23 protein-coding genes are annotated in these 23,897 nt (G+C 61.3%); 12 read left to right on the forward strand and 11 right to left on the reverse strand.

Annotation, left to right across the window (positions count from 1 at the left end; translation table 11 throughout):
• Positions 1-7: 7 nt before the first annotated feature.
• The 3 genes from J3P93_RS01235 to J3P93_RS01245 all read right to left on the reverse strand — a co-directional run bounded on the left by J3P93_RS01235 (position 8) and on the right by J3P93_RS01245 (position 3,825).
• Positions 8-2,851: a class I adenylate cyclase gene (locus J3P93_RS01235; RefSeq protein ID WP_434594439.1), complete on the reverse strand. Its 2,844-nt coding sequence runs from the start codon at positions 2,849-2,851 to the stop codon at positions 8-10.
• A 183-nt stretch (positions 2,852-3,034) separates the two neighbouring features.
• Positions 3,035-3,280 (reverse strand): TIGR02647 family protein, encoded by a 246-nt coding sequence (locus tag J3P93_RS01240; RefSeq protein ID WP_126367578.1) that lies wholly within the window; start codon positions 3,278-3,280, stop codon positions 3,035-3,037.
• 254 nt (positions 3,281-3,534) lie between these two features.
• Positions 3,535-3,825, reverse strand: a complete 291-nt coding sequence (locus J3P93_RS01245) for a hypothetical protein (RefSeq protein ID WP_434594440.1) — start codon at positions 3,823-3,825, stop codon at positions 3,535-3,537.
• A 123-nt stretch (positions 3,826-3,948) separates the two neighbouring features.
• On the opposite strand from J3P93_RS01245, the gene J3P93_RS01250 reads away from it, so the two are divergent.
• Positions 3,949-4,608 (forward strand): glutathione S-transferase family protein, encoded by a 660-nt coding sequence (locus J3P93_RS01250; protein WP_434594442.1) that lies wholly within the window; start codon positions 3,949-3,951, stop codon positions 4,606-4,608.
• A gap of 119 nt (positions 4,609-4,727) precedes the next feature.
• On the opposite strand, the gene argH is transcribed toward J3P93_RS01250, so the two are convergent.
• Positions 4,728-6,122, reverse strand: a complete 1,395-nt coding sequence (gene argH / locus J3P93_RS01255) for an argininosuccinate lyase (protein ID WP_090287431.1) — start codon at positions 6,120-6,122, stop codon at positions 4,728-4,730.
• 470 nt (positions 6,123-6,592) lie between these two features.
• On the opposite strand from argH, the gene J3P93_RS01260 reads away from it, so the two are divergent.
• The 7 genes from J3P93_RS01260 to rsd all read left to right on the forward strand — a co-directional run bounded on the left by J3P93_RS01260 (position 6,593) and on the right by rsd (position 12,988).
• Entirely contained in the window at positions 6,593-7,339 is a 747-nt protein-coding gene (locus J3P93_RS01260; RefSeq protein WP_090287428.1) for a LytR/AlgR family response regulator transcription factor, read from the forward strand.
• A gap of 138 nt (positions 7,340-7,477) precedes the next feature.
• Positions 7,478-8,419 (forward strand): hydroxymethylbilane synthase, encoded by a 942-nt coding sequence (gene hemC, locus J3P93_RS01265; RefSeq protein ID WP_434594443.1) that lies wholly within the window; start codon positions 7,478-7,480, stop codon positions 8,417-8,419.
• Positions 8,416-9,183, forward strand: a complete 768-nt coding sequence (locus tag J3P93_RS01270) for a uroporphyrinogen-III synthase (protein ID WP_434594445.1) — start codon at positions 8,416-8,418, stop codon at positions 9,181-9,183. The genes hemC and J3P93_RS01270 overlap by 4 nt, the downstream gene beginning before the upstream one ends.
• A gap of 16 nt (positions 9,184-9,199) precedes the next feature.
• A complete protein-coding gene (locus tag J3P93_RS01275) occupies positions 9,200-10,342 on the forward strand; it encodes a uroporphyrinogen-III C-methyltransferase (protein ID WP_434594446.1) in 1,143 nt (380 codons plus the stop codon).
• Positions 10,339-11,577: a heme biosynthesis protein HemY gene (locus tag J3P93_RS01280; RefSeq protein ID WP_434594447.1), complete on the forward strand. Its 1,239-nt coding sequence runs from the start codon at positions 10,339-10,341 to the stop codon at positions 11,575-11,577. Before J3P93_RS01275 ends, J3P93_RS01280 begins: the two co-directional genes overlap by 4 nt.
• A 217-nt stretch (positions 11,578-11,794) precedes the next feature.
• The gene (locus tag J3P93_RS01285; protein WP_434594448.1) at positions 11,795-12,346 is read left to right on the forward strand and encodes a disulfide bond formation protein B; all 552 of its coding nucleotides are present in this window, start codon (positions 11,795-11,797) and stop codon (positions 12,344-12,346) included.
• Between the two features lie 183 nt (positions 12,347-12,529).
• The gene (gene rsd, locus J3P93_RS01290; protein WP_434594450.1) at positions 12,530-12,988 is read left to right on the forward strand and encodes a sigma D regulator; all 459 of its coding nucleotides are present in this window, start codon (positions 12,530-12,532) and stop codon (positions 12,986-12,988) included.
• Between the two features lie 58 nt (positions 12,989-13,046).
• Here the strand turns inward: rsd and J3P93_RS01295 are convergent, their stop codons facing one another.
• Entirely contained in the window at positions 13,047-13,712 is a 666-nt protein-coding gene (locus J3P93_RS01295; protein ID WP_434594452.1) for an FKBP-type peptidyl-prolyl cis-trans isomerase, read from the reverse strand.
• Positions 13,713-13,904: 192 nt separating this feature from the next.
• Here J3P93_RS01295 and J3P93_RS01300 point away from each other — a divergent pair, with 192 nt between their 5' ends.
• Entirely contained in the window at positions 13,905-15,059 is a 1,155-nt protein-coding gene (locus J3P93_RS01300) for an AlgP family protein (RefSeq protein WP_434594454.1), read from the forward strand.
• Here J3P93_RS01300 and J3P93_RS01305 read toward each other — a convergent pair.
• Positions 15,056-15,517, reverse strand: a complete 462-nt coding sequence (locus J3P93_RS01305; protein ID WP_434594456.1) for a TIGR02444 family protein — start codon at positions 15,515-15,517, stop codon at positions 15,056-15,058. The genes J3P93_RS01300 and J3P93_RS01305 overlap by 4 nt on opposite strands.
• Positions 15,518-15,567: 50 nt before the next feature.
• Here J3P93_RS01305 and J3P93_RS01310 point away from each other — a divergent pair, with 50 nt between their 5' ends.
• The 3 genes from J3P93_RS01310 (at position 15,568) to rhtB (ending at position 18,897) form a co-directional block, all read left to right on the forward strand.
• On the forward strand, positions 15,568-17,478 hold the full coding sequence (locus J3P93_RS01310) for an ATP-binding cassette domain-containing protein (protein WP_203419952.1): 1,911 nt from the start codon (positions 15,568-15,570) through the stop codon (positions 17,476-17,478).
• A complete protein-coding gene (locus tag J3P93_RS01315; protein WP_093097147.1) occupies positions 17,478-18,059 on the forward strand; it encodes a mechanosensitive ion channel family protein in 582 nt (193 codons plus the stop codon). Before J3P93_RS01310 ends, J3P93_RS01315 begins: the two co-directional genes overlap by 1 nt.
• Positions 18,060-18,264: 205 nt before the next feature.
• Positions 18,265-18,897, forward strand: a complete 633-nt coding sequence (rhtB, locus tag J3P93_RS01320; protein ID WP_434594458.1) for a homoserine/homoserine lactone efflux protein — start codon at positions 18,265-18,267, stop codon at positions 18,895-18,897.
• Positions 18,898-19,018: 121 nt separating this feature from the next.
• Here rhtB and J3P93_RS01325 read toward each other — a convergent pair whose 3' ends face one another.
• The 5 genes from J3P93_RS01325 to J3P93_RS01345 form a co-directional block, all read right to left on the reverse strand.
• Positions 19,019-19,762, reverse strand: coding sequence for a penicillin-binding protein activator LpoB (locus J3P93_RS01325; RefSeq protein WP_434594459.1), 744 nt, complete (start codon positions 19,760-19,762; stop codon positions 19,019-19,021).
• Positions 19,763-19,765: 3 nt separating this feature from the next.
• Complete coding sequence (gene lpoB / locus J3P93_RS01330) at positions 19,766-20,353, reverse strand: penicillin-binding protein activator LpoB (RefSeq protein ID WP_039757415.1); 588 nt, start codon at positions 20,351-20,353, stop codon at positions 19,766-19,768.
• A gap of 36 nt (positions 20,354-20,389) precedes the next feature.
• Entirely contained in the window at positions 20,390-20,764 is a 375-nt protein-coding gene (locus J3P93_RS01335; RefSeq protein ID WP_434594460.1) for a YcfL family protein, read from the reverse strand.
• Positions 20,765-20,779: 15 nt separating this feature from the next.
• The gene (locus J3P93_RS01340; RefSeq protein ID WP_434594461.1) at positions 20,780-22,174 is read right to left on the reverse strand and encodes a COG3014 family protein; all 1,395 of its coding nucleotides are present in this window, start codon (positions 22,172-22,174) and stop codon (positions 20,780-20,782) included.
• Positions 22,175-22,379: 205 nt separating this feature from the next.
• On the reverse strand, positions 22,380-23,783 hold the full coding sequence (locus J3P93_RS01345; RefSeq protein WP_434594462.1) for a COG3014 family protein: 1,404 nt from the start codon (positions 23,781-23,783) through the stop codon (positions 22,380-22,382).
• Positions 23,784-23,897 lie beyond the last annotated feature (114 nt).

Raw genomic sequence — 23,897 nt, forward strand, 5'->3', positions numbered from 1 at the left:
CCCCGCGTCAGACCTGCTCAAGCGCCTCGTTCAGCGCGCGCTCCAGGTCTGCCTTGTAGCGCAGATACAGATTGCTTGAACTCTGCCCGTCACCGAGCAGGCCCGACAGGTCGAGGTCGGTGATGTAACAGCGGTAGCGCTCGGCTTCTCGGCGCTGCCCGACAATTTCGCGGGCGACCACGCTGGACAACTGGTCGCCATGCTCCAGCTCGCTGAACTCCCGCTGATTGCAATACAAGGTGACTTGCACTTCGCCCGGTGCGGCTTTGCCGACAATCGCCTGCACGTCGTAAAACGGTTCGTTGACCGGCGTCTGCGGCGCGGGCCGCGCTTCGACCCGGCGCGCGCGTCCCGGACCTGAAGGCAACAACTGGTAATACAGAACTTCCAGGCGACTGTCGGAGCCGGCCTCCATCGGCAGCACGGCTTCGCGGCGGAACAGGATCGATTGCAGAAAACGCTGCAACGGCACCAACAGGCTTTGCTCGTCGTGGTACGGCAGATGCTGCTGCCACAGCGCATTGAATTCATCCAGCACGTACAGCTCGGCGTGTTGTTCGCTGATGCGGTAGAACACCTGAATGCACTCCGGCTGGCCCATTGGCAGGATCAGCGCGAGGTCGTGTTCCTCGAGTGCCATCGGGTCCAGGTGCAGCGGGCTGTAGCGCGGCTGTTCCTCGCCGAGGTAGTCGAGCAGCGCCGGCAGGGTGGCGAGCGCCACGTGGTTGACCTGGCCCGGCACCAGTTCCAGCACGTGATAGTGCTGCTGCACCTGAATCAGGTAACGATGGTTCAGTTCGCTGAGCAGGAGGGTCTGTGCAGTGTCGACGATTTCTTCGACGCGACGGGCAATGAACTGCGCGCGGTTGTGGCAGAAGCAGCGCACTTTCAGCGAAGGTTGCAACGGCCCGCGCGGCAGATTGTTGAGGTAATCGCGCAGGCAGTCGAGCAAGGCGTGCGGCCCGTCGAAGCGATTGACCAGCACTTCGTTCCAGCTGTTGAGCGTGACCTGATCCAGCGTCAGCACCAGATTTTCGCGCACGCCGGCGTAGCTCAGCGAGTCAGTACGCTCGGTGGTCATCAGGATATTCAGGTCGCGATGATGTTTGAGCGGATCAATCCCGACGTTGATCAGCACCAGCACCTCGCTCGGCACGGCGGCGCGCAGCAGCGGTTCTTCGGCGACCGTGGGCAAGGGTAGGGCGATGCACTGTTGCAGGCTGCCGAGCAGGTTGAACAATTCGAACTCGCTCAGGTCGCTGTTGCCCGGATGCAGGGCCAGCCGCGTGCTGCTGTCGATCACGCCGTTGCGGTGGCACCAGGTCAGCAGTTCGAGCAGTTCGCGGCTGCGCTTGATCGGCGCGAAGTGTTCCCACTCCAGCGCGGTCAGGCTGCCGTTGTACAGGCCCCACTGGGTTTGCCCCGGCTCTTTTTTATTGCGTGACTGCACCAGGGTCAGGGTGTCTTCGGCCAGATCCGGGGCGATGCCGGGGTTGATGAACTCGACCTTGTCGGCCTTGCGCTCGAAGGCTGCGTACAGGCGACGACCGAGGACATTCAGGTCACGCTTGTTGATCAGGCTGACGGTCTGCTCGGTGCGGGCGAACTGGGTGAGGAAGCGATAGCTGTAATTCAACTCGTTGACCAGCGCGCGGCGTTCGGCGCTGACCTGGCGGACTTTCCACTGGCTGCGGCTGTCGAGCAGGGTCAGTTGCCGTTGATCCCAATGCCACTCGTTGGCCAGTCGCTCGAGCAGCGAGCGTTGCCAGCTCTGGGTGCGGCTGTTGCCGGTGAGCTTGCGGTTGACCTTGAGGTACAGCGCGCGGCGCACCAGCTCGAGGCGTTCCGGCTCATTGCGGGCAATCAGGTATTCCTCGATGCGCCGGTACACGACCATGTACGGGTCCAGCTCATCCAGGTCCAGTTGATTGGCGAACACGGCTTTCTTGAAACGCAGGCTCAGGCATTGCACCTGCGGGTGTTCGCTGGCATAGACCTCGGTCAGCAGCAATTTCAGCACCGATTTGTACGGTGACTCGATGCCCTTGAACAATTGCCATAACCCGGCACCGATGAACTCGCCCGGCGGAATGGTTGCCATGGGCCCGAGATCAAGGGTTTCGTCGGCGCGAATGAAGCGTTTGGACAGCAGCGTGTGGGTGTAGGCGTCGTAGGCGCTTTCTTCATACACCGGCACCAGCCACCAGATCGGCGTGCGCCCGGCCAGCCAGATGGCGGTGCGGTAGAACTCGTCGAGCAACAGAAAGTGCTGCGTGCTGCCGCAGTTTTCCGAACTGAGCTGCGAATCGCGTTCACCTTTGACGAAACGCACCGGGTCGATCAGAAAAAAGTGCGCCTCAGCCCCTTGGCTCGCGGCCCAGGCTTCAAGCAACTGGCATTTTCGCTGCAGTTCGGCGAGTTCGCTTTCGCTCAGATCCGGCGCGTGGCACACCCACACGTCCATATCGCTCTGATCGGCCTGGGCCAACGTGCCGAGGCTGCCCATCAGAAACAGGCCGTGGATCGGTCGCGGCGGGTTGCTGCCGTGGCGCGGCTTGTAGGAAAACGAGCGGGTCAGGCGCTGGGCTTCGGCGAGGGTGTCGGTGTCCGGCTCGTAATTCGACAGGCCGGCCGGCGTGCTGCCTGAAACATAACCAGGTAACAGCGGGTGATTGACGTGAAAGAACAGCGGCAGCAGCGTCAGCACGCTCTGTTGCCGGGTCGATAGACCTTCGAGGGCGCGGCCGAGGCGGCCTTCATTGAGTTTGAGAAAACGCGTGCGCAGTTGGCTGAGCGTCTTGCGGTCAATGCCCTCGTCCAGGTCGGGGCGGATTTCATGGGTGCGCGTCATGTCAGCTCAAACCGGCTCGCAGGCTCGGATGTAGAGGGTCTCGGAATGGGAGGCAGTTTAGCCGTAGCGCAGCGGGACTTTTAGCTGAATTTGTTTTTTGACGTCAGATTTCTACCGTGACACGGCAAGGCAGGCCCGCGGAAAATCCCGTGGCAGGAGTTTCCGTGGGCGAAGTCAGGGGGATCAGGCGGTTTCCTGCTCTCTCAGAATGGTCAGCACGGTTTGCACGTTTTGCGCGGCATCCCGACCGAGGCTGGTCAGATAGCCGCCATCGGGCTGGTCGGTGAGGTCTTTATCAAACAGGCGCTGGGCAGCGGCGATGTGTTTCGGGGCAGCGGTCTGATGAATTTTCAGACCTTCCTGGGAACTGTCCAGGGGAAAGAGTGCGAGGACTTCCAGTTCGGCAACCAACTCAGGGGTAAGCGACATAAGGACTCCAGACTTTCTAGGAATTGGACGACAGCGCCCCTAAGGTGAACCCGCGAGTGCGGCCTGTCCAGTGCTCAGATCAAGGGATTTTGTCTTGAGACGGATTCCAGTGTAGTCAGAGCCGGGGAGTTGGCTGGATGGATACGTTACAAACATTGTAGGAGTGAGCCTGCTCGCGATAGCGGAGTGCCTGTCAGCATATTCTTCACTGACAGAACGCTATCGCGAGCAGGCTCACTCCTACAGGATGGGGTTCACTGCTTTTCTGGTGGCAGCTCAGGCAATTTACGCAGCGCCGCTTCGTACCATTCGGTATCGAACGGGCGGTCTTCATCCAGCATGGCGTCAATCTCGTAAGCCAGCACATGCGCCATCAGTTTGAGGATCTCGTCGCGCTCGACGCCCACCAGGGTCAACTTGTTGAAGGTTGCCTTGGCTGCTGGCGGGTTGTCGCTTTCGATCTGGTTTTCGATGGCTTCTATCAGCGTTGCGCCGGTGAATGCTTCTTCGTCGTCATCGTTGACGATATCTGTCGGCTCGCTCATGGCAGGCTCCTCAAGGAAAGGCGCCAGTTTACCCGCATTCAGCGGCGTGATGCTGCTGGCGGGAATCACCGTGGCGATCTATAAACAGGCACTGCCCACCCCGCACGGCCTGGAGGCTATGTGATGTTCAAGCTTTACGGTTTCTCTGTCAGCAATTACTACAACATGGTCAAACTGGCGCTGCTGGAAAAAGGCCTGCCCTTCGAAGAAGTGACTTTCTACCCCACGCAAACCGCAGAATCGCTGGCGATCAGCCCGCGCGGCAAGGTCCCGGTGCTCGGCGTGGATGCCGGTTACATCAACGAAACCGCGATCATCCTCGAATATCTCGAACAGACCCAGCAAGGCACACCGCTGCTTCCGAGCGACCCGTTCGAACGCGCGCAGGTACTGGCGATCGCCAAGGAAATCGAGCTGTACATCGAGCTGCCGGGTCGCGCCTGTTACGGCGAAGCGTTTTTCGGCATGACTTTGCCGGATGCGATCAAGGACAAGACCCGCACTGAGCTGCAGCTCGGTTTTGCCGCGCTGGGCCGACACGGCAAGTTCGCCCCGTATGTGGCGGGCGACAGTTTGAGCATCGCGGATCTGTATTTCCTCTACAGCGTGCCGCTGGCGTGTGCGGTCGGGCAGAAGCTGTTCGGGATTGATTGGCTGGCAGAGATGCCGCAGGCGAAGGCGCTGCTGGAGCGGCTTGAGCAGAATCCGCATGTGCAGAAAATTGCAGCGGACAAGGATGCGGCGATGCCGGCGTTTTTGGCGATGATTGCTGCCAAGAAGTGAGGTTTGTAGCGTTCTGAAGTCAGCCATCGCTGGCAAGCCAGCTCCCACAAGGTTCTGGTGTGAAACACACATGTGTGTTTGCCGCAGAACCTGTGGGAGCTGGCTTGCCAGCGATGCTTTTAGCGGCTGGCGATCAAAGCCTGACCGCGCACCACCGCTGCCTTGACCTGCGCCGGCGCCGTGCCGCCGATATGGTCGCGGGCATTCACCGAGCCTTCCAGGGTCAGCACGGCAAATACGTCCTGCTCGATCTGGTCGCTGAACTGGCGCAGTTCTTCGAGGCTCATCTCGGCCAGATCCTTGCCGGTGTCCACGCCATATTTCACCGCGTGGCCAACGATTTCGTGGCAATCGCGGAACGGCAGGCCACGGCGTACCAGGTAGTCGGCCAGATCGGTCGCGGTGGAGAAACCGCGCAGCGCCGCTTCACGCATGATCGCGTGCCTGGGCTTGATCGCCGGGATCATGTCGGCAAACGCACGCAGCGAATCGCGCAGGGTGTCGGCGGCGTCGAACAGCGGCTCCTTGTCTTCCTGGTTGTCCTTGTTGTAGGCCAGCGGCTGGCCTTTCATCAGGGTCAGCAGGCCCATCAGCGCACCGAACACACGGCCGGTCTTGCCACGCACCAGTTCTGGCACGTCGGGGTTTTTCTTTTGCGGCATGATCGAGCTGCCGGTGCAGAAGCGGTCAGGCAGATCGATGAACTGGAACTGCGCGCTGGTCCACAGCACCAGCTCTTCGGAGAAGCGCGACAGGTGCATCATCGCGATGCTCGCGGCCGAGCAGAATTCGATGGCGAAATCGCGATCGGAGACGTTGTCCAGCGAGTTGCCGCCGACGGCGTCGAAGCCCAGCAGTTGCGCGGTGTATTCGCGGTCGATCGGGTAGGTGGTGCCGGCCAGCGCGGCGCTGCCCAGCGGCATGCGGTTGGTGCGCTTGCGGCAGTCGACCAGACGCTCATAATCGCGGCTGAGCATTTCGAACCAGGCGAGCATGTGGTGACCGAAAGTGACCGGTTGCGCGGTCTGCAGGTGAGTGAAGCCCGGCATGATGCTCGCGGCTTCGCGCTCGGCCTGCTCCAGCAGGCCTTTTTGCAGGCGCGTGATCTCGGCCAGGATCAGGTCGATTTCGTCACGCAGCCACAGGCGGATGTCGGTGGCGACCTGATCGTTGCGGCTGCGCCCGGTATGAAGTTTCTTGCCGGTTACGCCAATGCGATCGGTCAGGCGCGCTTCGATGTTCATGTGCACGTCTTCGAGATCGACGCGCCAGTCGAACTGACCGGCCTCGATTTCGCCCTGAATGGTGTTCAGGCCGTCGATGATGCTGTCGCGCTCGGCATCGGTCAGCACGCCGACTTTGGCCAGCATGGTGGCGTGGGCGATCGAGCCCATGATGTCGTGGCGATACAGGCGCTGGTCGAAAGTGACGGAGGCGGTGAAGCGGGCGACGAAGGCGTCGACGGGTTCACTGAAGCGGCCGCCCCAGGACTGATTGGTCTTGTCAGTGCTCATGAATTCGCTCGTATCGGCTTGAAGAAAGAAGGCGTGAAACGCTGGCGCGGATAATAACAGGGTTGCCAATCCTGTCGCTGACACCGGTCGATACGTTTTTTTCTGCACGTGTCGGCCTTGGCCGGTGCTGCCCGCCATGAATTTGCGCAAGGATATTTTTCGATTGAGCAATATCGCTCCGACGAACGTCTACAGTTGGACGTAAGGGTCGGCGTGGCTTTGTCTCGCGCAAAGGGCAGGGCGCCGACTATAAGAAGAGGGGGTGGGTGGATTGTCCTTCGGCAAACCCCGTGAAAAACGCAAGAAACAGCGGGCTTCGAGCGGTACGACCCGGACACTGGCAAATATTGCTGGCCGACGTACGGCACTTTTTGGCGCTCGGGCTAGTCTTAGCGTGGATCGCGGTGACGGACGTCACTTCACCTGTCTAGCTATCCTTGTGCGAGACTCACGCAGGAATCCAGCGCAATATGAATGTCCTGATCGTTGATGACGAACCACTGGCTCGCGAGCGCCTCAGCCGAATGGTGAGCGAGCTTGAGGGTTATACAGTTCTGGAGCCCAGCGCCACCAATGGCGAGGAGGCGTTGGCACTGATCGACAGCCACAAACCGGATATCGTCTTGCTCGATATCCGCATGCCAGGCCTCGATGGCCTGCAGGTTGCTGCCCGTCTGTGCGAACGCGAAACGCCGCCGGCTGTGGTGTTTTGCACCAGCCCCGATGAATTTGCCGTGGAAGCCCTGCAGGCCAGCGCCGTGGGCTATGTGGTGAAACCCGTGCGAACCGAACATTTGCAGGACGCCCTGAAGCGGGCTGACCGTCCCAACCGGGCACAACTCTCGTCGCTGACCCGTCCCGCTGCCGAAAGCGGCAACGGTCCACGCAGCCATATCAGTGCCCGCACCCGCAAAGGCATCGAGCTGATCCCGCTGGATCAGGTGGTCTATTTCATTGCCGACCACAAATACGTGACCTTGCGCCACGAGGCCGGCGAAGTGCTGCTGGACGAGCCACTCAAGGCGCTGGAAGACGAGTTCGGCGAACGCTTCGTGCGCATCCACCGCAACGCGCTGGTCGCCCGCGACCGCATCGAGCGTCTGCAACGCACGCCGCTGGGGCATTTCCAGCTGTTCCTCAAAGGCCTCAATGGCGATGCGCTGATCGTCAGTCGCCGTCATGTCGCCGGCGTACGCAAAATGATGCAGGGGCTCTGACCCGGTCACTCCGGGCGGCTCCAGCTCCTTGATACCGGGCATTACAGGCCAGGGAGGCCACGTCGTTTCTGATTCAAGTCAAAGTGGATTTGGCTGAGCTGTTATTATCCGCCGTATCTATTCAGTACGGATTGATCCATGTCCTCTCGCGAAATCCGCATCGCCACCCGTAAAAGTGCGCTGGCCCTCTGGCAGGCCGAATACGTCAAAGCCCGGCTGGAAGCGGCCCATCCCGGCTTGCAGGTAACGCTGGTGCCCATGGTCAGTCGCGGCGACAAGCTGCTCGACTCGCCACTGTCGAAAATCGGCGGCAAGGGCCTGTTCGTCAAGGAACTGGAAACCGCGCTGCTGGAAAACGAAGCCGACATCGCCGTGCATTCGATGAAAGATGTGCCGATGGACTTCCCCGAAGGCCTCGGTCTGTTCTGCATCTGCGAGCGCGAAGACCCGCGCGACGCCTTCGTTTCCAATACCCATGCCAGCCTCGAATCATTGCCTGCCGGGAGCATTGTCGGTACCTCCAGCTTGCGTCGTCAGGCGCAATTGCTGACGCGCCGCCCAGACCTGCAGATCCGCTTCCTGCGGGGCAACGTCAATACGCGTCTGGCCAAGCTCGATGCCGGTGAGTACGACGCGATCATTCTTGCTGCGGCCGGTCTGATCCGCCTCGGCTTCGAAGACCGGATCACCTCGGCGATCAGCGTCGATGACAGCCTGCCAGCCGGCGGCCAGGGCGCGGTGGGCATCGAATGCCGCAGCGCTGACGCGCACATCCACGCGCTGCTTGCGCCTTTGCATCACGCCGACACCTCGTCGCGCGTCAGCGCCGAACGCGCGCTCAACAAGCATTTGAATGGCGGCTGCCAAGTGCCGATTGCCTGCTATGCCGTGCTCGAAGGCGAGCAATTGTGGCTGCGCGGTCTGGTCGGTGAGCCCAGTGGCGGCAAGTTGCTCAGTGCTGAAGCCCGTGCGCCGCGAGCCGACGCTGAAGCGTTGGGAGTGCAGGTCGCCGAAGACTTGCTGCGCCAGGGCGCCGACGACATCCTCAAAGCGGTGTACGGCGAGGCAGGTCACGAGTGACGGGCTGGCGCCTGCTGCTGACGCGCCCCGCAGACGACTGCGCGGCGCTGGCCGAAACCCTGGCCGCGCAGGGGATCTTCAGCAGTTGCCTGCCGCTTTTGGACATTGCTCCGCTGCCGGTGTCTGCCACAATCCGTCGCGCGCTGGCGCGACTGCCTGATTGCAACGCGGTGATCGTGGTCAGCAAACCGGCGGCGCGCATTGCGCTGGATCTGCTTGATACGTATGAGCCGCAGCCACTGACGATGCCGTGGTTCAGCGTCGGCGCGGCGACCGGCGAGATACTCCGAGAGCATGGACTGGACGTGTATTTTCCGGACGCCGGCGATGACAGTGAAGCCTTGCTGCAATTGCCGCGTCTGCGTGAGGTGCTCGGCCAGCCCGGCACGCGGGTGATGATCCTGCGCGGCGAGGGCGGGCGCGAGCTGCTCGCCGAGCGTCTGCGCGAGTCTGGTGCTAGTGTCGAGTATCTGCAGTTGTATCGACGCGAGTTGCCGAGCTATGCGCCGCAAGAACTGCCACGGCGGATCGAAGCGGAACGCTTGAACGGCCTGGTGGTCAGCAGTGGACAGGGTTTCGAGCACCTGCGCCAAATGGCCGGTGAAGCCTGGGAAGGCATCGCGCAGTTGCCGTTGTTTGTACCAAGCCCGAGAGTCGCCGAGCTGGCACGTGCCGCCGGGGCTCAAACAGTTGTGGATTGCCGCGGCGCGAGTGCCGCGGCTTTGCTGACGGCGTTACGGGAACATCCCGTGGCCGTTCTCTGATGCAAAGGATGGATACGTGAGCGAAACAGCCTTGCCTAAAGATGATGTGCAACCTGTGACCGATACCCAGGTTGAAACTCCACCGCCGGCCACAGAGCCGCGCCGAGGCAATGGACTGGCCATCGTCGCCCTGTTGCTTGGCGCCGCCGGTGTGGCGATCGGAGGCTGGGGTGTCTGGCAGGTCCGCCACCTGCAGACCAACACCCAGCAACAGTCCGGTCAGGTGCAGGCGTTAAACGATCAGGCGCAGAGCCTGAAGCTCAACGAGCAACGCCTGACCGAGCGCCTCGCGCAATTGCCGGGGGCCGATGAACTTGCCGAACGCCAGCGTCTGGTGACGCAATTGCAGGGCGATCAGCAGCGCCTCAATCAGCGTCTGGAAACCGTGCTGGGCGCTAGTCGCAAGGATTGGCGTCTGGCCGAAGCCGAACATTTGCTGCGTCTGGCCAGCCTGCGCCTGTCAGCCCTGCAAGACATCAGCAGCGCTCAGGCGCTGGTGCAGGGCGCTGACGAGATTCTCCGCGAGCAAAACGATCCGGGTTCGTTCGCCGCGCGCGAGCAAGTGGCGAAAACCCTGGTGGCGCTGCGCAGCACCGAGCAGCCGGATCGCACCGGGTTGTTCCTGCGCCTGGGCGCGCTGCGCGATCAGGTGATCAATCTCACCGAGCTGGCGCCGGAGTACAAGGATCGCGGCGAATCGCTGCTGGGCCTGACCGCCGACGGTGACGGCGCCAGTCGCTGGGCACAGTGGTGGGACAAGGTCTCGCGCTACATCCGCATCGATTTCAATGCCGACAAGAATGTGAAGCCGTTGCTCGCCGGGCAAAGCCTGAGCCAAGTGCGTCTGGCCCTGAGCTTGGCGCTGGAGCAGGCGCAGTGGGCAGCCCTCAACGGAGAGGCGCCGGTGTATACCCAGGCGCTGGCCGAGGCGCGTGATGTGCTCAAGGGCAATTTCAACCCGGACAATCCGCAAAGCAAGGTGATGCTTGAGCAGGTCGGCGAGTTGAGCAAGGAACCGGTGACGGTCGTTACCCCTGATCTGGCCGGCACCCTCAGCGCGGTGCAAGCCTATCTTGAGCGACGCAACGTCAACGCTGAAGAATCGGTGAAACCGTTTGCCAAGCCTGCTGCCAACACCGCGCAGGAGGCCACGCCATGAAACGCCTGTATGTGATCGTGTTTCTGGTGATCGCGGCGACGGCGGCGCTGGGGCTGGCGATTGCCGAACATTCCGGTTACGTGCTGGTGGCCTACAAGAGCTTCCGCTATGAATCGAGCCTGTGGGCAACCCTGGCAGTCATCGCCGTGTTGTGGCTGATCGTCTGGGGCATCAAGGCGTTGATCGAATTGATCATGACCTCCAGCGGTGTGGTCAATCCGTGGTCACGGCGCAACCGCAGTCGGCGCGTGCAGGTGGCGATCGAACATGGTCAGCTGGATCTCGCCGAAGGCCGCTGGGCCAGCGCGCAGCGGCATCTGTCGCGAGCCGCCGAAGCCGAGCGTCAGCCACTGCTGTACTACCTCGGCGCGGCACGCGCAGCCAATGAACAAGGGCACTACGAGGAATGCGATCGCCTGCTCGAGCGCGCACTCGAGCGTCAGCCGCAGGCGGAACTGGCGATCGCCTTGAGTCATGCGCAATTGCAGACCGATCGTGGCGATACCGACGGCGCCCTGGTGACTCTGCAAGCGATGCACGAGCGCCATCCGCACAATGCGCAGACGCTGCGCCAATTGCAGCGTTTGTATCAGCAGCGCGGCGAATGGTCGGCGGTGATCCGTCTGCTGCCGGAGCTGCGCAAGGACAAGGTTTTGCCGCCGGCCGAGTTGGCGGAACTTGAGCGCCGGGCCTGGGGTGAAAACCTGTCGCTGGCCGCGCAGCGTGAAGAAGACGGCAGCGTGGGCCTGCAATCGCTCACCCGTGCCTGGCAGCAACTGACCTCCGCGCAACGGCAAGAGCCATCGCTGGTGCTGGCGTATGCCGAACAGCTGCGCCAGCTGGGCGCTCAGGTCGAGGCGGAAGAGGTGCTGCGCACCGCGCTCAAGCGCAAATACGACAGCCATCTTGCCCGCCTCTACGGTTTGGTGCGCGGCAGCGATCCGGCGCGTCAGTTGCAGACCGCCGAAGGCTGGTTGAAGGATCACCCGAACGATCCGAGCCTGCTGCTGACTTTGGGTCGGCTGTGTTTGCAAACCAGTCTGTGGGGCAAGGCGCGCGATTATCTGGAAAGCAGCCTGCGCGTGCAGCGCAATCCGGAGACCTGTGCCGAGCTGGCGCGTCTGCTGGCGCAATTGGGTGATACCGAGCGCAGCAATCAGTTGTTCCAGGAGGGCCTTGGCCTGCTGGATGAGCGCTTGCTGGCGGCACCGTTACCGGTGCCGACGGCAGTCTGAAATGGCGAGGGAGTTGCCTCCCTCGCTACCGCTTACCGCTGAAATTCGATCTTCAGCGGGGCTGCGGGGCAAAGTCCTACAGCGTGCTACATCAATTCCTCTCGAACCTGTCGGGTTTTCCCTACACCTCTGGTGAACTGTCCGCAGGGCCTCGCCTTGAAAGGCTGACACGCTTTCCTCTACCGTAACCGCCTGTCTCTACTGTTACGGAAAAGCCATGTCGTTGGCCTGCTCACGCTCCTTGTTCTTCATGGCTTTCATTGCGGGGGCCTTTGCTCTGGGAGCTTCCTATTATCTCGAATACGCGGTTGGCCTGACGCCTTGCAGCCTGTGCCTGGTACAGCGGCTGTTTCTCACGCTGCTGTGCGTTTGCAGTGGTGTGGCGGCGGTGCACGGTCCCAGGCGCGTGGGTCTGTGGTTGTACTGGCTGCTGACCTTGGGAGCGACTCTGGGTGGCACCACGGCGGCTTGGCGGCAGGTGCTGATTCAGAGTGATCCGGTGCTGCAACTGCACCATTGCATAGCGGCTCCCGAGTCGTTTATGGGGGGGCTGCCGTGGATCTGCGCGCTGCAACGGATGTTTACCGGCGGCGCCGAATGCGCAGAAATTTCCTGGACACTGTTCGACCTGAGCATCCCGGAATGGAGTCTGCTGTTCTTTGTCGCGGTATCGATTCTGGCGGTGTATCAATTGTTGCGGCTGGTCTGGAGCGCTCTGCAACGCCCGCTCAGCGGCGAAGCGTCGCACGCACTGCTGCTGCGCGATTAAACACTTGTATGAACTTTATCTCCTGCGTACCTTGAAGCCATAAGCGCGCGGGCATAATCTGGCCCGCACGTGTCATTGGAATCGTGTTGCTCGATGACGCTCTGCCCGACCGTCCCCCCAAGCCAGATCAGAACAGGGACGCGGGTGTAGAGCAGCATGACCCACAAGGGAAGAGAGATCGCCATGCTCGAAAGTTGTCAGAATGCTCAGGAACGCTGGGGTGGAGTTCATCTGCTGATCGACCGCTGGTTGCAGGAGCGTGAAGAACTGATCGGCGCCTACGACAAGCTCGGTGCGCAGCCTGACGCCTTGTCGCAGAGCCGCAAGCCTTTGCAGGAATTCTGCGGTGTGTTGGTTGATTACGTGTCGGCCGGCCACTTCGAAATCTACGAACAGCTGACTGGCGAAGCCAAGGCGTTCAACGACAAACGCGGTCTGGAACTTGCCGATACGATCTATCCGCGCATCGACGTCATCACCGAGAAGCTCCTCGCGTTCAACGACCTGTGCGATGAAGGCAAATGCGTCGCCGAGAAATTCAAGGAGCTCGGCGGTCTGCTGCACGAGCGCTTTGAACTCGAAGACTGTTTGATCGAAGTGCTGCATACAGCGCACAAGGCTGAGGAGCCTGTGCAGGCCTGATGGTTGAAGCCTGAGCAAAAAAAAGGTGCGCCCAAAGCGCACCTTTTTTTATGCCTGATCAGCTCGTCGCACCACGCAATTCCACTTCGAATACCAGCGGCGTGAACGGCGCGATCAAGTCGCCGGCGCCATCTGCGCCATAAGCCTGATCGGATGGAATCACTAACCGCCACTTCGCGCCCACTGGCATGTTTTGCAATGCGGTGCGCCAACCGGCAATCACGCTGTCGAGGTTGAACCACTGCGGTTGGCTGTTCTGATCGAACACGGTGCCGTCCGGTAGCTTGCCGACATACAGCACCTGCACTTTTCCATCGGGTCCGGCCTTCGCACCGTTACCCGGAACGAGTTCAGTCAGCAGGATGCCATCGGCCAATTCCTTCACGCCGGGTCTGGCTTTTTCAGCCGTCAGAAAACGCTGTTCGTTTTCCATCGCCGCGTCGCTCGAATGCAGCGATGCCTGCTCGGCATTCTTCGATTCATGGTCAGCCAGAATCTGCTCGATACGCGCTTCACTCAACGCCAATGGCTTGCCTTGATAAGCCTGTTGCAAGCCCTCGATCAGCGCTTGGATCTGCAACTGCGGAACCTCCTGACGCAGACGCTCGCCGAGACTCGCCCCAAGGCTGTAAGCCAGATCATGAGCATCGTTCGCAGCGGTTTTTTCGTCGGCATAGGCGACCGAAAAAAGCATGCAGAGGGTTAAGAAAACGTAGCGCGACATGGGCACTCTCCGACCTGAGATGCGCTGGATTATGCCAGCGCAAAGCGCTGCAACGGTGAACTGCTTTGGTTTTCGTGCAAGACATTTTCGCTTCGGTGCAACGCAACGGTTTCGATACTGTCAAGATGCCCTAGCGGCGGTATCAGCAGAGGTCTAGTATGAGCCGCACTCACGTCAGCCAGGAGGTAAACCATGTCGGCCACCAAGAAGCCTGTAAATACTCCGTTGCACTTACTCCAACAGCTCTCGGGCAGCCTGCTCGAGCATTTGGAAAACGCTTGCTCGCAAGCCTTGGCTGATGCTGAAAAACTGCTCGCCAAGCTGGAAAAGCAACGCGGCAAGGCGCAGGAAAAACTGCACAAATCGCGCACCAAATTGCAGGACGCAGCAGCTGCCGGCAAAGCCAAGGCACAGACCAAAGCCAAGGGCGCGGTGAAAGAACTGGAAGACCTGCTCGATGCGCTGAAGGATCGTCAGTCCGAGACGCGCAGCTACATTCTGCAGCTCAAGCGCGATGCCCAGGAAAGCCTGAAACTGGCGCAGGGTGTCGGTCGTGTGCAAGAAGCCGTGGGTAAAGTCCTGTCCACCCGCGCTGCCAAGCCAGCCGCAGTACCGGCGAAAAAAGTCGCTGCCAAACCTGTCGCCAGCAAGACTCCAGCGAAAACCGCAGCGGTTAAACCTGCGGCTAAAACGGCAGCCAAACCTGCTGCCAAGGCACCGGTGAAAGCCGCGGCCAAACCGACAGTGAAAGCCGCGGCGAAACCTGCGGTGAAAAAACCGGCTGCGAGCGCTGCAAAACCGGCGGCGAAAACCACCGCTGCCAAACCAGCTGCCGCCAAGCCTGCCGCTAAAACTGCCGCCGCCAAACCGGCTGCAAAACCCGCCGCGACCAAAGCCGCTCCGGCGAAAACCGCAGTTGCCAAACCGGCCGCTAAACCTGCGGTGAAACCCGCTGCTGCCAAGCCTGCGGCAAAATCAGCTGCGGCTAAACCAGCTGCAAAAACCGCCGCCAAGCCAGCAGCAAAACCAGCAGCTAAAGCCGCCGCCAAACCGGCAGCCAAGCCAGCCGCCGCTGCTAAACCAGCCACCGCCGCCAAGCCCGCTGCTGCAAAACCAGCCGTCAAACCAGTTGCAAAACCTGCCGCAAAACCTGCCGTGAAAAAGCCCGCCGCTGCCAAGCCCGCCGCCGCGAAACCGGCCACCGCTCCAGCCGCCAAGCCTGCCGCGCCAGCCACTGCGGCCACGCCAGCCGCCGCTGCACCTGCCGCTACTACCTCGATCCCTACGACTGCGCCATCGCCAGCCGCTGCATCGAGCGTCAGCAACAACCCGGCCAGCGCTTCCTAAGTGCCGGTTGCCGCGACGCGCAGCACTTGCAGCGCGTCGCGGTTCGGGCTGGCCGCCGCGCCGGCCAGTTCTTCAAGCCAGGTGGTCGAGCCGGCAGCGTTTCGCGCCCACGCCTGCGCTACACCCTCAAGCCGTGACAGCAATGCTCGCTCAGCCTCAAGCTCGAGTGACTTGATCTGCTCGCGCATACCTTTCAGTACGGCATCGTCGACCGCCCGGGTTTTCCATTGCATGCGCAGTGTTCGCAGCGGCTGCACCACCTCGGCATCCCAAGGCTCGGTCAGCGTGCGCAGCAGGCGCACGTGCTGCTCATTACAAGCCACCTCGCGTTGTTCCAGCCATAACCCACATAGCAACAGGCAGACATTGGCGCCCGCTGTTTGCAACTGCAGGCAGGCATCTTCTACGCCCGGTCGGGCGTAGACATTCAGGGCAAAGCTCCACAGGTCAGAGGACATCGTGCTACTCGCGCCAGTTGTGAGCGAAGCTGGTAGACTCCGCCGCCATTATGATCCGACTTCAGAACCTGACTTTACAGCGTGGCCCGCAACGTCTGCTAGAAGACGCCGAGCTGACTCTGCACGCCGGCCACAAAGCCGGCCTCATCGGTGCCAACGGCGCCGGCAAATCCAGCCTGTTTGCCTTGCTGCGCGGCGAGTTGCATCCGGATTCGGGCGATTGTCTGCTGCCGGCCGACTGGCGCATCGCGCACATGCGCCAGGAGGTCGATACCCTCGAGCGCCTGGCGGTCGACTATGTGCTCGACGGCGACCTGCGCCTGCGCGAAGTGCAGCGCGAGCTCGCCGCCGCCGAGGAGGCCCATGACGGCACCGCGCTGGCGCGTCTGCACGCCGAGCTCGACAGCGCCGATGGCTACACCGCCGATGCGCGAGCGCGCAAACTGCTCGCCGGTCTCGGTTTCAGCAACGAGCAGATGGATCGTCAGGTCGGCGATTTCTCCGGTGGCTGGCGGATGCGTCTGAACCTGGCGCAGGCCCTGATGTGCCCATCGGACCTGCTGCTGCTCGACGAACCGACCAACCACCTGGATCTCGATGCGATCATCTGGCTTGAGGACTGGCTGAAAAGCTATCCGGGCACCTTGCTGCTGATTTCCCACGACCGCGACTTCCTCGATGAAGTGGTCGATCACGTGGCCCACGTCGACCAGCGCAAGCTGACCCTCTATCGTGGCGGCTACACCGCGTTCGAGCGTGCCCGTGCCGAGCGTCTGGCCCAGCAGCAACAGGCCTACGAGAAGCAGCAGGCGCAGCGTGCGCACATGGAAAGCTACATCGCCCGCTTCAAGGCACAAGCGACCAAGGCTCGTCAGGCGCAGAGCCGGATCAAGGCCCTTGAGCGGATGGAAGAACTGTCGGCGGCGCACGTCGATTCGCCGTTCGATTTCGTTTTCCGCGAATCGACCAAGATCTCCAGCCCGCTGATCGATCTTTCCGATGCGCGTCTGGGCTACGGCGACAAAACCATCCTGGAGAAGGTCAAGCTGCAACTGACCCCGGGCGCACGGATTGGTCTGCTGGGGCCGAACGGCGCGGGTAAATCGACCCTGATCAAGAACCTCGCCGGCGAACTCGAGCCGCTGGCCGGGCGCCTCACCCGTGGCGAAAACACCGTGGTCGGCTACTTCGCTCAGCATCAGCTCGACTCGCTCGATGCCAAGGCCAGCCCGTTGCTGCACTTGCAGCGTCTGGCACCGACCGAGCGCGAACAGACCTTGCGTGATTTTCTCGGTGGTTTCGACTTCCGCGGCGCGCGGATCGATGAGCCGGTGCTGAATTTCTCCGGTGGTGAAAAGGCCCGTCTGGCTCTGGCACTGATTGCCTGGGAACGGCCGAACCTGCTGCTGCTCGACGAACCGACCAACCACCTCGATCTGGAAATGCGCCTGGCGCTGACCATGGCCCTGCAGGAATTCAGCGGCGCGGTACTGGTGGTGTCTCACGATCGGCATTTGCTCAAGAGCACCACCGACAATTTCTACCTGGTCGCTGATGGCAAGGTCGAAGAGTTCGATGGCGATCTCGAAGATTATGCGCGCTGGCTGGTCGAGTATCGCCAACGCAACGCGCCGGTGAGCAACACCCCGGTCAACCCGGACAAGACTGACAAGAAGGCCCAGCGTCAAGCGGCTGCGGCGCTGCGTCAGCAACTGGCGCCGCACAAGCGTGAGGCCGACAAGCTCGAGGCCGAGCTGGGCAAGCTGCATGAAAAACTCGCCAAGGTCGATGCCAGCCTCGGCGACAGCGACATCTACGAGCCGGCGCGCAAGAACGAGCTGCGCGATCTGCTCGCCGAGCAGGCCAGGTTGAAGGTTCGCGAAGCCGAGCTTGAAGAAGCCTGGATGGAAGCGCTGGAGACCCTGGAAAGCATGCAGGCGGAGCTGGAGGCGCTGTCCTGATGGAAGCGTTCAAGCTGCCGCTGCCGGCCATGTGGATCGAGCCGATCTGGCTCGGCGTGCAGATTCTGTTGATCCTGCTCGCCGGTTACCTGACCCAGCGCGTAGTCGCCAGGGGACTGACCCGTCTGGGTGAGCGGTACCCATTCCCGCCACAACTGCTGATGCCGCTGCGCGGTGTATTGCGCTGGCTGATCATGGGCAGCGCGGTGATCTTCGTGCTGGAACGGCTCGGGGTTTCAGCGACGGTGCTGTGGACCGCTCTCTCTGGATTCGTCGCGGTGGCGGCGGTGGCGTTCTTTGCCATGTGGAGCGTGTTGTCCAACCTGCTCTGCGCCATTCTGATCTTTACTGTCGGGCCGTTCCGCTTGGGCGATGTCGTCGAGCTGGTCGACACCACTGACAAACCGGGCGTCAAAGGTCGGGTGGTGGCGATCAATCTGCTCTACACCACGTTGATCGAGGCGGAAGAACTCGGCACCGGCAGCGCCATGGTGCAGGTGCCCAACAGCCTGTTCTTCCAGCGTTCAGTGCGGCGCTGGCGCGGGACGGATGTGTTTCCTTCCAGCGGGTTTGAGAAGTAATTTCTACGTCGTCTGTTCCGACGCCTTCGTCGGAACGCCGCCCGGAGCAGGCTCGCTCCCACATTGGAATGCATTTCCCTGTGGGAGCGAGCCTGCTCGCGAAAGGGCCTTCAGCTTCCCGCAATATTTAGCAAAAAACTGGTAGTCATCCACCCGAACCCGCATTAGCTTATGCCTTTGTCACGAGCACGAGTCGAGGTGTGCGATGGAGCTTCAAACATGGCTGGCGTTTTTCGCCGCTTGCTGGGTGATCAGCCTGTCGCCGGGCGCCGGCGCCATCGCGTCGATGTCCAGCGGTCTGCAATACGGTTTCTGGCGTGGGTACTGGAACGCCCTCGGCCTGCAGATCGGTCTGGCGGTACAGATTGCGATTGTCGGCGCCGGGGTCGGCGCGATCCTCACGGCTTCTGCCACGGCGTTCCATGCGATCAAATGGTTCGGCGTAGCCTATCTGGTTTATCTGGCGATCAAGCAATGGCGCGCACTGCCCATGGACATGAGCGATGACGCGGCGGTGCGGCCGATCGGCAAGCCGCTGGCGCTGATATTCCGCGGGTTTCTGGTGAACATCAGCAATCCCAAGGCACTGGTGTTCATGCTCGCGGTGCTGCCGCAGTTCATCAACCCGCATGCGCCGTTGTTGATTCAGTATCTGGTGATCGGGGTGACGATGATTTGCGTCGATCTGATCGTCATGGCGGGCTACACCGGGCTGGCATCGAAGGTGCTGCGTTTGCTGCGCACGCCGAAGCAGCAACGGCGCATGAACCGCACGTTTGCCGGGCTGTTCATCGGTGCGGCAGCGTTTATGGCGACGTTGCGCAAAGCGGCGGTGTAAACCGCGCAGGCACAAAAAAAGGCGACCCGAGCGGGTCGCCTTTTTTGTTTTCTGTTGACTGACATAGTGGGACGCAGAGCGTCCCGAGATGCATTCCCACGCTGAGCGTGGGAACGATCAGTCAGCGCAGAATCACCGGCGCAGTGTCGCGGGGCAGATTGTTGCGCTGTGGTGCCTCGCGCGGCTGCTCGTAGCCGTCACCACCGAGCTGCATGCTCAGCTGTCCGGCCACGTCTTCGCCCAGCGCCTTCGACACGTCACGCACCACCCGTGGGCGGTTCAGCGAGATCTTGATGTCGCGGTGGTTCACCAGTTTGGTGTCCTGCGCTTCGCCCATCGCCGTGAAGGCCGAAGTGATCTCGAAGGTCTTGGTGTTGATCAGGCTGAAATCCGCCACCAGCGTCAGGCCCAGTACCGCCGAATAGCTGTCGGTGTGCGCCAGCTCGTTGATGTCCTGGGTGAAATCGATATCCGACACGGTGCCGAACAGCACGTAGTCGGCGCCCTTGAAGTTGCCGGCCTTGATGCGTTTGATCACGTCGTACACATCGCCCTTGGACGAGGCGGTGTACGGCGTGCCCTGCACCAGCTGGAACATGCCGGTACGCAGGATCTCACCCTTGATGTCGCCGGTGAATTTACGCAGCTCGCCCTGCTCGATGTAGCTGGTGGTCGCTTCGATCTCGTTGTAGCTCGAAGAACCGCTGGAGCTGTAGTAACCCTCGCGGTGATTGCTCTGTGCCGAAACGATGTGGATGTATTGCTCCACGCGTTCCTGGTACGCCAGATCCGTCACCGCGACTTTCGGGGCCGCTTGCACGCTGAACGCGCAAGCCAGGGCCATCATGCCAATCCATGCGCGCATTGCTTAACGCTCCGTGGTTTTGCGGATCTCTTTTTCGTCCATCCACTCGGCCAGACCGCTTTCGACGTCGATCAGTTGCAGGCTGAATTTGTAGAAGACGTCCTTGTAATCGCTGCTGCGCTTGACGATCGAGCTGATCGAACCTTCGATGCGGTACTTGGCGGCGATCATGTTGCCCGTCTTGGCCACGGTGCTCTTTTTGTACAGACCGCTCTGGTTCTGCAGCTTGAGCTGGTCAACCTGGCTCTGCATCGCATTGTTGTCGCTGGCGAAACGCGCAACGCCGGTCTTCATCAGCTGGGTCTTGATGCTGGTGGTGATTTCGCGGGTATCGATGTACTCGCTGGTCTTGTTCTTCACATCGTAGACCTGAACCACGGGACGGCCCTGCAGAATGCCGGACTGAGCCAGCGAGCGGGTCATCGACTCGGCGATCATTTGCAGGTCGGTCGAACCGAATTCGTTGGTCACGGTTTCCACCGCTTTGGTGTCGCCGTAGCTGATGTTCTTGCTGCCCAGGGTCGGCGAGGTGTTGGCGCAACCGGAGGCCAGCAGGGCGATGACAGCGATGCAGGAAAAGCGTGCAAACATGGGAGTGATCTCTGAATCAGGAATAGGGTGACAGGCTTAAGGCGTTTTGATTTCCAGACGGAAGTCCATCGCTTTCGGCGTCGGGGCGATGGCCTGAATGAAGCTGGTCTGGGCGCCGTACATCATCTGGCTTTTCCAGACTTCTTCTTCGGCCACCGGGAAACCTTCCGCGCCAAGCCAGGCGAAGCGGTAGTAGAAAATGTTGTTGCTGTTGAGGGTGTTGCTCAACTGCACGTTGACCGTCATGAAGCCGTTTTCGCGGGCGACGCGCATGGCACCGACGACGATATGTTTCTGCGGGCCCATGGCCACGACTTTGCTCGCGGCGCTGCCCGGCTCTGGCGGTGGCGGGGTGGCGCAGCCGCTCGCCAGCAGGGCGAGGGCGGCGACGGCGATGAGTTTGAAACGCATGCAAAGACTCCGTTCTTAAGGTTGTTTGAGGCTGGCGACGCTGGTCGCAGCGGCATTCGGGACGACGTGGGCAGCGAGGCCACCGGCGAACACCTGATTGCCCACGGCGCGCAGGCTGATCACCTGGTAACGCTGGTCAACGTTGACCTTGACCACCGAACCACCCACGGCGCTCGGCAGCGTGACCTGATGTTCGCCCTTCTTCAAGCGCAGGCGCACCACCTGAGTGTTGTCTGGCAGCGTACGCCATGTACGGGTATCGGCACCTTCGAGCACCGCTGAAGAAATACCCACGGCCAAGCCAGCCAGCGGGTTGGTTTCGTTGATCTGTTTTTGTGCCACGCCTTTGGTGATCGCCCGCACGGTGGTGCGTACGATGATCCCCGGCATATCGTCACGCAGCGCACGGCGCGACATGGCGGTGGTGCTGTTGAGCGCGGTCAGGTCGACTTGCTGGCCGTCGACGCCAATCTGCGCAAACGGCGCGGTGGAGGTGTCCGGTTTGATGATCGGGAACGACAGCGGGGTGATCACCACGTTGTTGGAGATCGGCAATGGCAGCGGCACGCGGATCGAGTCGCGGGCTGGGGCCAGACCGCTTTGCACCACAATCAGGATGTCGCTGTCGTCGGATTTGCTCGGCTTGTCGAGATTGACCAGGGCCTGCTCCAGCAGCGGTGTGTTGGGGCGCAACTCGGCGGCTTTGCGATAACCCGGTGCCGCCAGATCCTTCTCGCCCAGCGCTTCGTAAACGAAGCCGGCGAGGTAGTGGCTGAATGCACTCTGGTAGCTGTTTTTCAGGCCCACCACTTCCGGGGCGTCGAGGCTGGCGACGGGGTAACCCTGCAGATCCTTGTACTGGGTCTTGATCCCTTCTTTTTCGGCCTCTTCTTCGCTCTTGAGATATTCCTTGTCGCGCAGCTCGGCGATCACCGCCTCACGCTCGTGAGTGCGCTTGATCGCGGTGCGCGCGCCGTCGAAGTCGTTGACCGCAAGCAGGTTCAGGGCCATTTGTGTGGTCAGCATGACCTTCTCGTAGTCGTAGCCTTCGTAGCGACGGACTTTGTCGTTGACCAGGAAACTGCCGAACTGGGCGAGGTACTTTGCGCTGTCGAGCTTGACTGCGTCTTCCCACTGACCGACCACTTGATCAGCGCTGGTCCAGGCATTCTGGCTGCCGGACAGATCCCCCTTGGCGCGCAGCAATTCACCTTTCTCGAAGTAATAGAGCAGGTCTTTGTCCGGGCTGCTGTTGTTCTTTTCCAGCAGGGTCAGTGCGGCGTCAACGTTGCCGGAGGCCAGTTGCTGGTTGGTCTGGGCCAGTTCGGAGTCGTAATTGCGAAAGGCCGAGCAGCCGGACAGCAGCGTGACGGCGCTGAGCGCGAGCAGAGTGGGAGCGCGGAATGCCATGGGTACTTCTTCCCTGAGTAGCGATAACTGCAGCCGCGGGTGCTGGTCGGGCTGATGTGACCGATCGACAGGGGCCCTGGCCTCCTGCCAATTCCTCTTGCAGGAGGAGCTTTGATGCCGGCTCGCGAGGCGAGGGCGCGGCATTATAAGCGTGGTGTGATGGCTATGTAATGCCTTTTTGATGCTGCTTTATGCATCGATGCCACTATCGCGTCGAGTCCGCCACTGCGCTTTGCGCCGCTGCGCGCGAGGGTTGGAAGGCGCTGCCGTTGGCAAACACTCTGGCGCCGAGCGCGCGCACGGTGACGACCTGACGATTCTGATCGATACGGATTTTCAGCGGCGCGCTGCCGACGGCATTAGGCAAGGTGAGTGAGTGCTCACCTTGTTTCAGGCGCAGGCGCACCACCTGGGTCAGATTGGGCAGTGTCCGCCAGGTGCGCGTGTCGGCGTGTTCGAACCCGTCCCAATGGGTCACATACGACGCTTTGCTCGGGTCGCGGCGGTTATCCCGGCCTTGCACGTCAGCAGCGAGGAAGGCTCGGTAGGTGGTGCGCTGGATGATGCCGGGCATGTCGTCGCGCAAGGTGCGCAGAGACATGTCGGTGATGCTGTTGACCATGGTCAGCTTCTTTTGCCGGCCATCGATGCTGATCTCGGCCAGCGACGGCGTTGAGGTGTCGGGCACCATGACCGGAAACGAGATGTTGGCGACAATGACCTGTCCATCTTCCAGTTTGACCGGATAAGGCACACGCAGCGAGCTGCGCGCCGGCGCGAGGCCGCTTTGCACGATGATCAGCACATCGCTCTCGCCGGCCTTGAGGCCGGGGCTGTCGAGGTCGCGCAGCGCCTGTTGAAAAAACGGCAGATCCGGGCGCAGTTCGATGGCCTGACGATAGCCGGGTGCAGCGAGATCCTTTTCTCCCAGCGCTTCATAGGTAAAGCCAGCAAGGTAATGACTGAAGGCGCTCTGGTAACCGTTCTTCAGGGCGATCACCGCCGGCGCGTCGAGCATCACCACCGGATACCCCTGCAGATCCTTGTAGTGCACGCGAGCGCCCTGTTTTTTCGCTACATCTTCGACGCGTTCGTATTCCAGCTCGCGCTGTCGGGCGATCAACGCTTCGCCTTCGTGGGTTTTCTTGATATCGGCGCGGGCACCGTCGAAGTCATTCACGGCCAACTGGTTCAGGGCCATCTGTGTGGTCAGCATGACCTTTTCATAGTCGTAACCGTCATAGCGACGCAGCTTGTCATTGATGATGCCGCCCCATTCCTTGCCCATCGCTGCCAACAGCTTGTCGCCGGTGGTTTCAATGGTGTCCTGACGCTCAATGACCATTTGCTCGGCACTGCGCCAGGCGGCCTGACTCTGTGGCAATGCGCCGCCCGCACTCAACACCGCGCCCTTCTCGAAGTAATAGAGCAAGTCTTTTTGCTCGTCGGTGTTGTGCGCCTCGATCAGGGCAAGGGAGCCGTCAACATTGCCCTGCTTCAATTGCTCGGTCGTCTGCTCCAGCTCCAGATCGTAGTTGCGATAAGCCCCGCAGCCGACCAGTTGCACAGCGGCGGTCAGTAGCAGCGAAAACAGCAGACAGTGGCGCATGGAACAGGTCTTCCTTGAGGGTAGCGGGCGGCTGCCCGTTGCGGGTGCCGATGGTGGCATAGTGCTTGGTGGTTGCAAACACTCCCTGCCGATATCGACAAAGCTTGAGTGAAA

The sequence above is a fragment of the Pseudomonas sp. R3-57 genome, from assembly GCF_051132065.1.
In the GTDB taxonomy this organism is placed as follows: Bacteria; Pseudomonadota; Gammaproteobacteria; order Pseudomonadales; family Pseudomonadaceae; genus Aquipseudomonas.

Excerpts from the sequence above, each read along its gene's own strand:
- J3P93_RS01315 (WP_093097147.1), top strand. The coding sequence starts at position 17,478 with ATGGAAGCGTTCAAGCTGCCGCTGCCGGCCATGTGGATCGAGCCGATC.
- J3P93_RS01340 (WP_434594461.1), bottom strand. The coding sequence starts at position 22,174 with ATGGCATTCCGCGCTCCCACTCTGCTCGCGCTCAGCGCCGTCACGCTG.
- lpoB (WP_039757415.1), bottom strand. The coding sequence starts at position 20,353 with ATGTTTGCACGCTTTTCCTGCATCGCTGTCATCGCCCTGCTGGCCTCC.
- J3P93_RS01325 (WP_434594459.1), bottom strand. The coding sequence starts at position 19,762 with ATGCGCGCATGGATTGGCATGATGGCCCTGGCTTGCGCGTTCAGCGTG.
- J3P93_RS01310 (WP_203419952.1), top strand. The coding sequence starts at position 15,568 with ATGATCCGACTTCAGAACCTGACTTTACAGCGTGGCCCGCAACGTCTG.
- J3P93_RS01295 (WP_434594452.1), bottom strand. The coding sequence starts at position 13,712 with ATGTCGCGCTACGTTTTCTTAACCCTCTGCATGCTTTTTTCGGTCGCC.
- J3P93_RS01240 (WP_126367578.1), bottom strand. The coding sequence starts at position 3,280 with ATGTCGCTTACCCCTGAGTTGGTTGCCGAACTGGAAGTCCTCGCACTC.
- J3P93_RS01245 (WP_434594440.1), bottom strand. The coding sequence starts at position 3,825 with ATGAGCGAGCCGACAGATATCGTCAACGATGACGACGAAGAAGCATTC.
- hemC (WP_434594443.1), top strand. The coding sequence starts at position 7,478 with ATGTCCTCTCGCGAAATCCGCATCGCCACCCGTAAAAGTGCGCTGGCC.
- rsd (WP_434594450.1), top strand. The coding sequence starts at position 12,530 with ATGCTCGAAAGTTGTCAGAATGCTCAGGAACGCTGGGGTGGAGTTCAT.
- rhtB (WP_434594458.1), top strand. The coding sequence starts at position 18,265 with ATGGAGCTTCAAACATGGCTGGCGTTTTTCGCCGCTTGCTGGGTGATC.
- J3P93_RS01335 (WP_434594460.1), bottom strand. The coding sequence starts at position 20,764 with ATGCGTTTCAAACTCATCGCCGTCGCCGCCCTCGCCCTGCTGGCGAGC.
- J3P93_RS01280 (WP_434594447.1), top strand. The coding sequence starts at position 10,339 with ATGAAACGCCTGTATGTGATCGTGTTTCTGGTGATCGCGGCGACGGCG.
- J3P93_RS01305 (WP_434594456.1), bottom strand. The coding sequence starts at position 15,517 with ATGTCCTCTGACCTGTGGAGCTTTGCCCTGAATGTCTACGCCCGACCG.
- J3P93_RS01300 (WP_434594454.1), top strand. The coding sequence starts at position 13,905 with ATGTCGGCCACCAAGAAGCCTGTAAATACTCCGTTGCACTTACTCCAA.
- J3P93_RS01260 (WP_090287428.1), top strand. The coding sequence starts at position 6,593 with ATGAATGTCCTGATCGTTGATGACGAACCACTGGCTCGCGAGCGCCTC.
- J3P93_RS01285 (WP_434594448.1), top strand. The coding sequence starts at position 11,795 with ATGTCGTTGGCCTGCTCACGCTCCTTGTTCTTCATGGCTTTCATTGCG.
- J3P93_RS01235 (WP_434594439.1), bottom strand. The coding sequence starts at position 2,851 with ATGACGCGCACCCATGAAATCCGCCCCGACCTGGACGAGGGCATTGAC.
- J3P93_RS01250 (WP_434594442.1), top strand. The coding sequence starts at position 3,949 with ATGTTCAAGCTTTACGGTTTCTCTGTCAGCAATTACTACAACATGGTC.
- J3P93_RS01345 (WP_434594462.1), bottom strand. The coding sequence starts at position 23,783 with ATGCGCCACTGTCTGCTGTTTTCGCTGCTACTGACCGCCGCTGTGCAA.
- argH (WP_090287431.1), bottom strand. The coding sequence starts at position 6,122 with ATGAGCACTGACAAGACCAATCAGTCCTGGGGCGGCCGCTTCAGTGAA.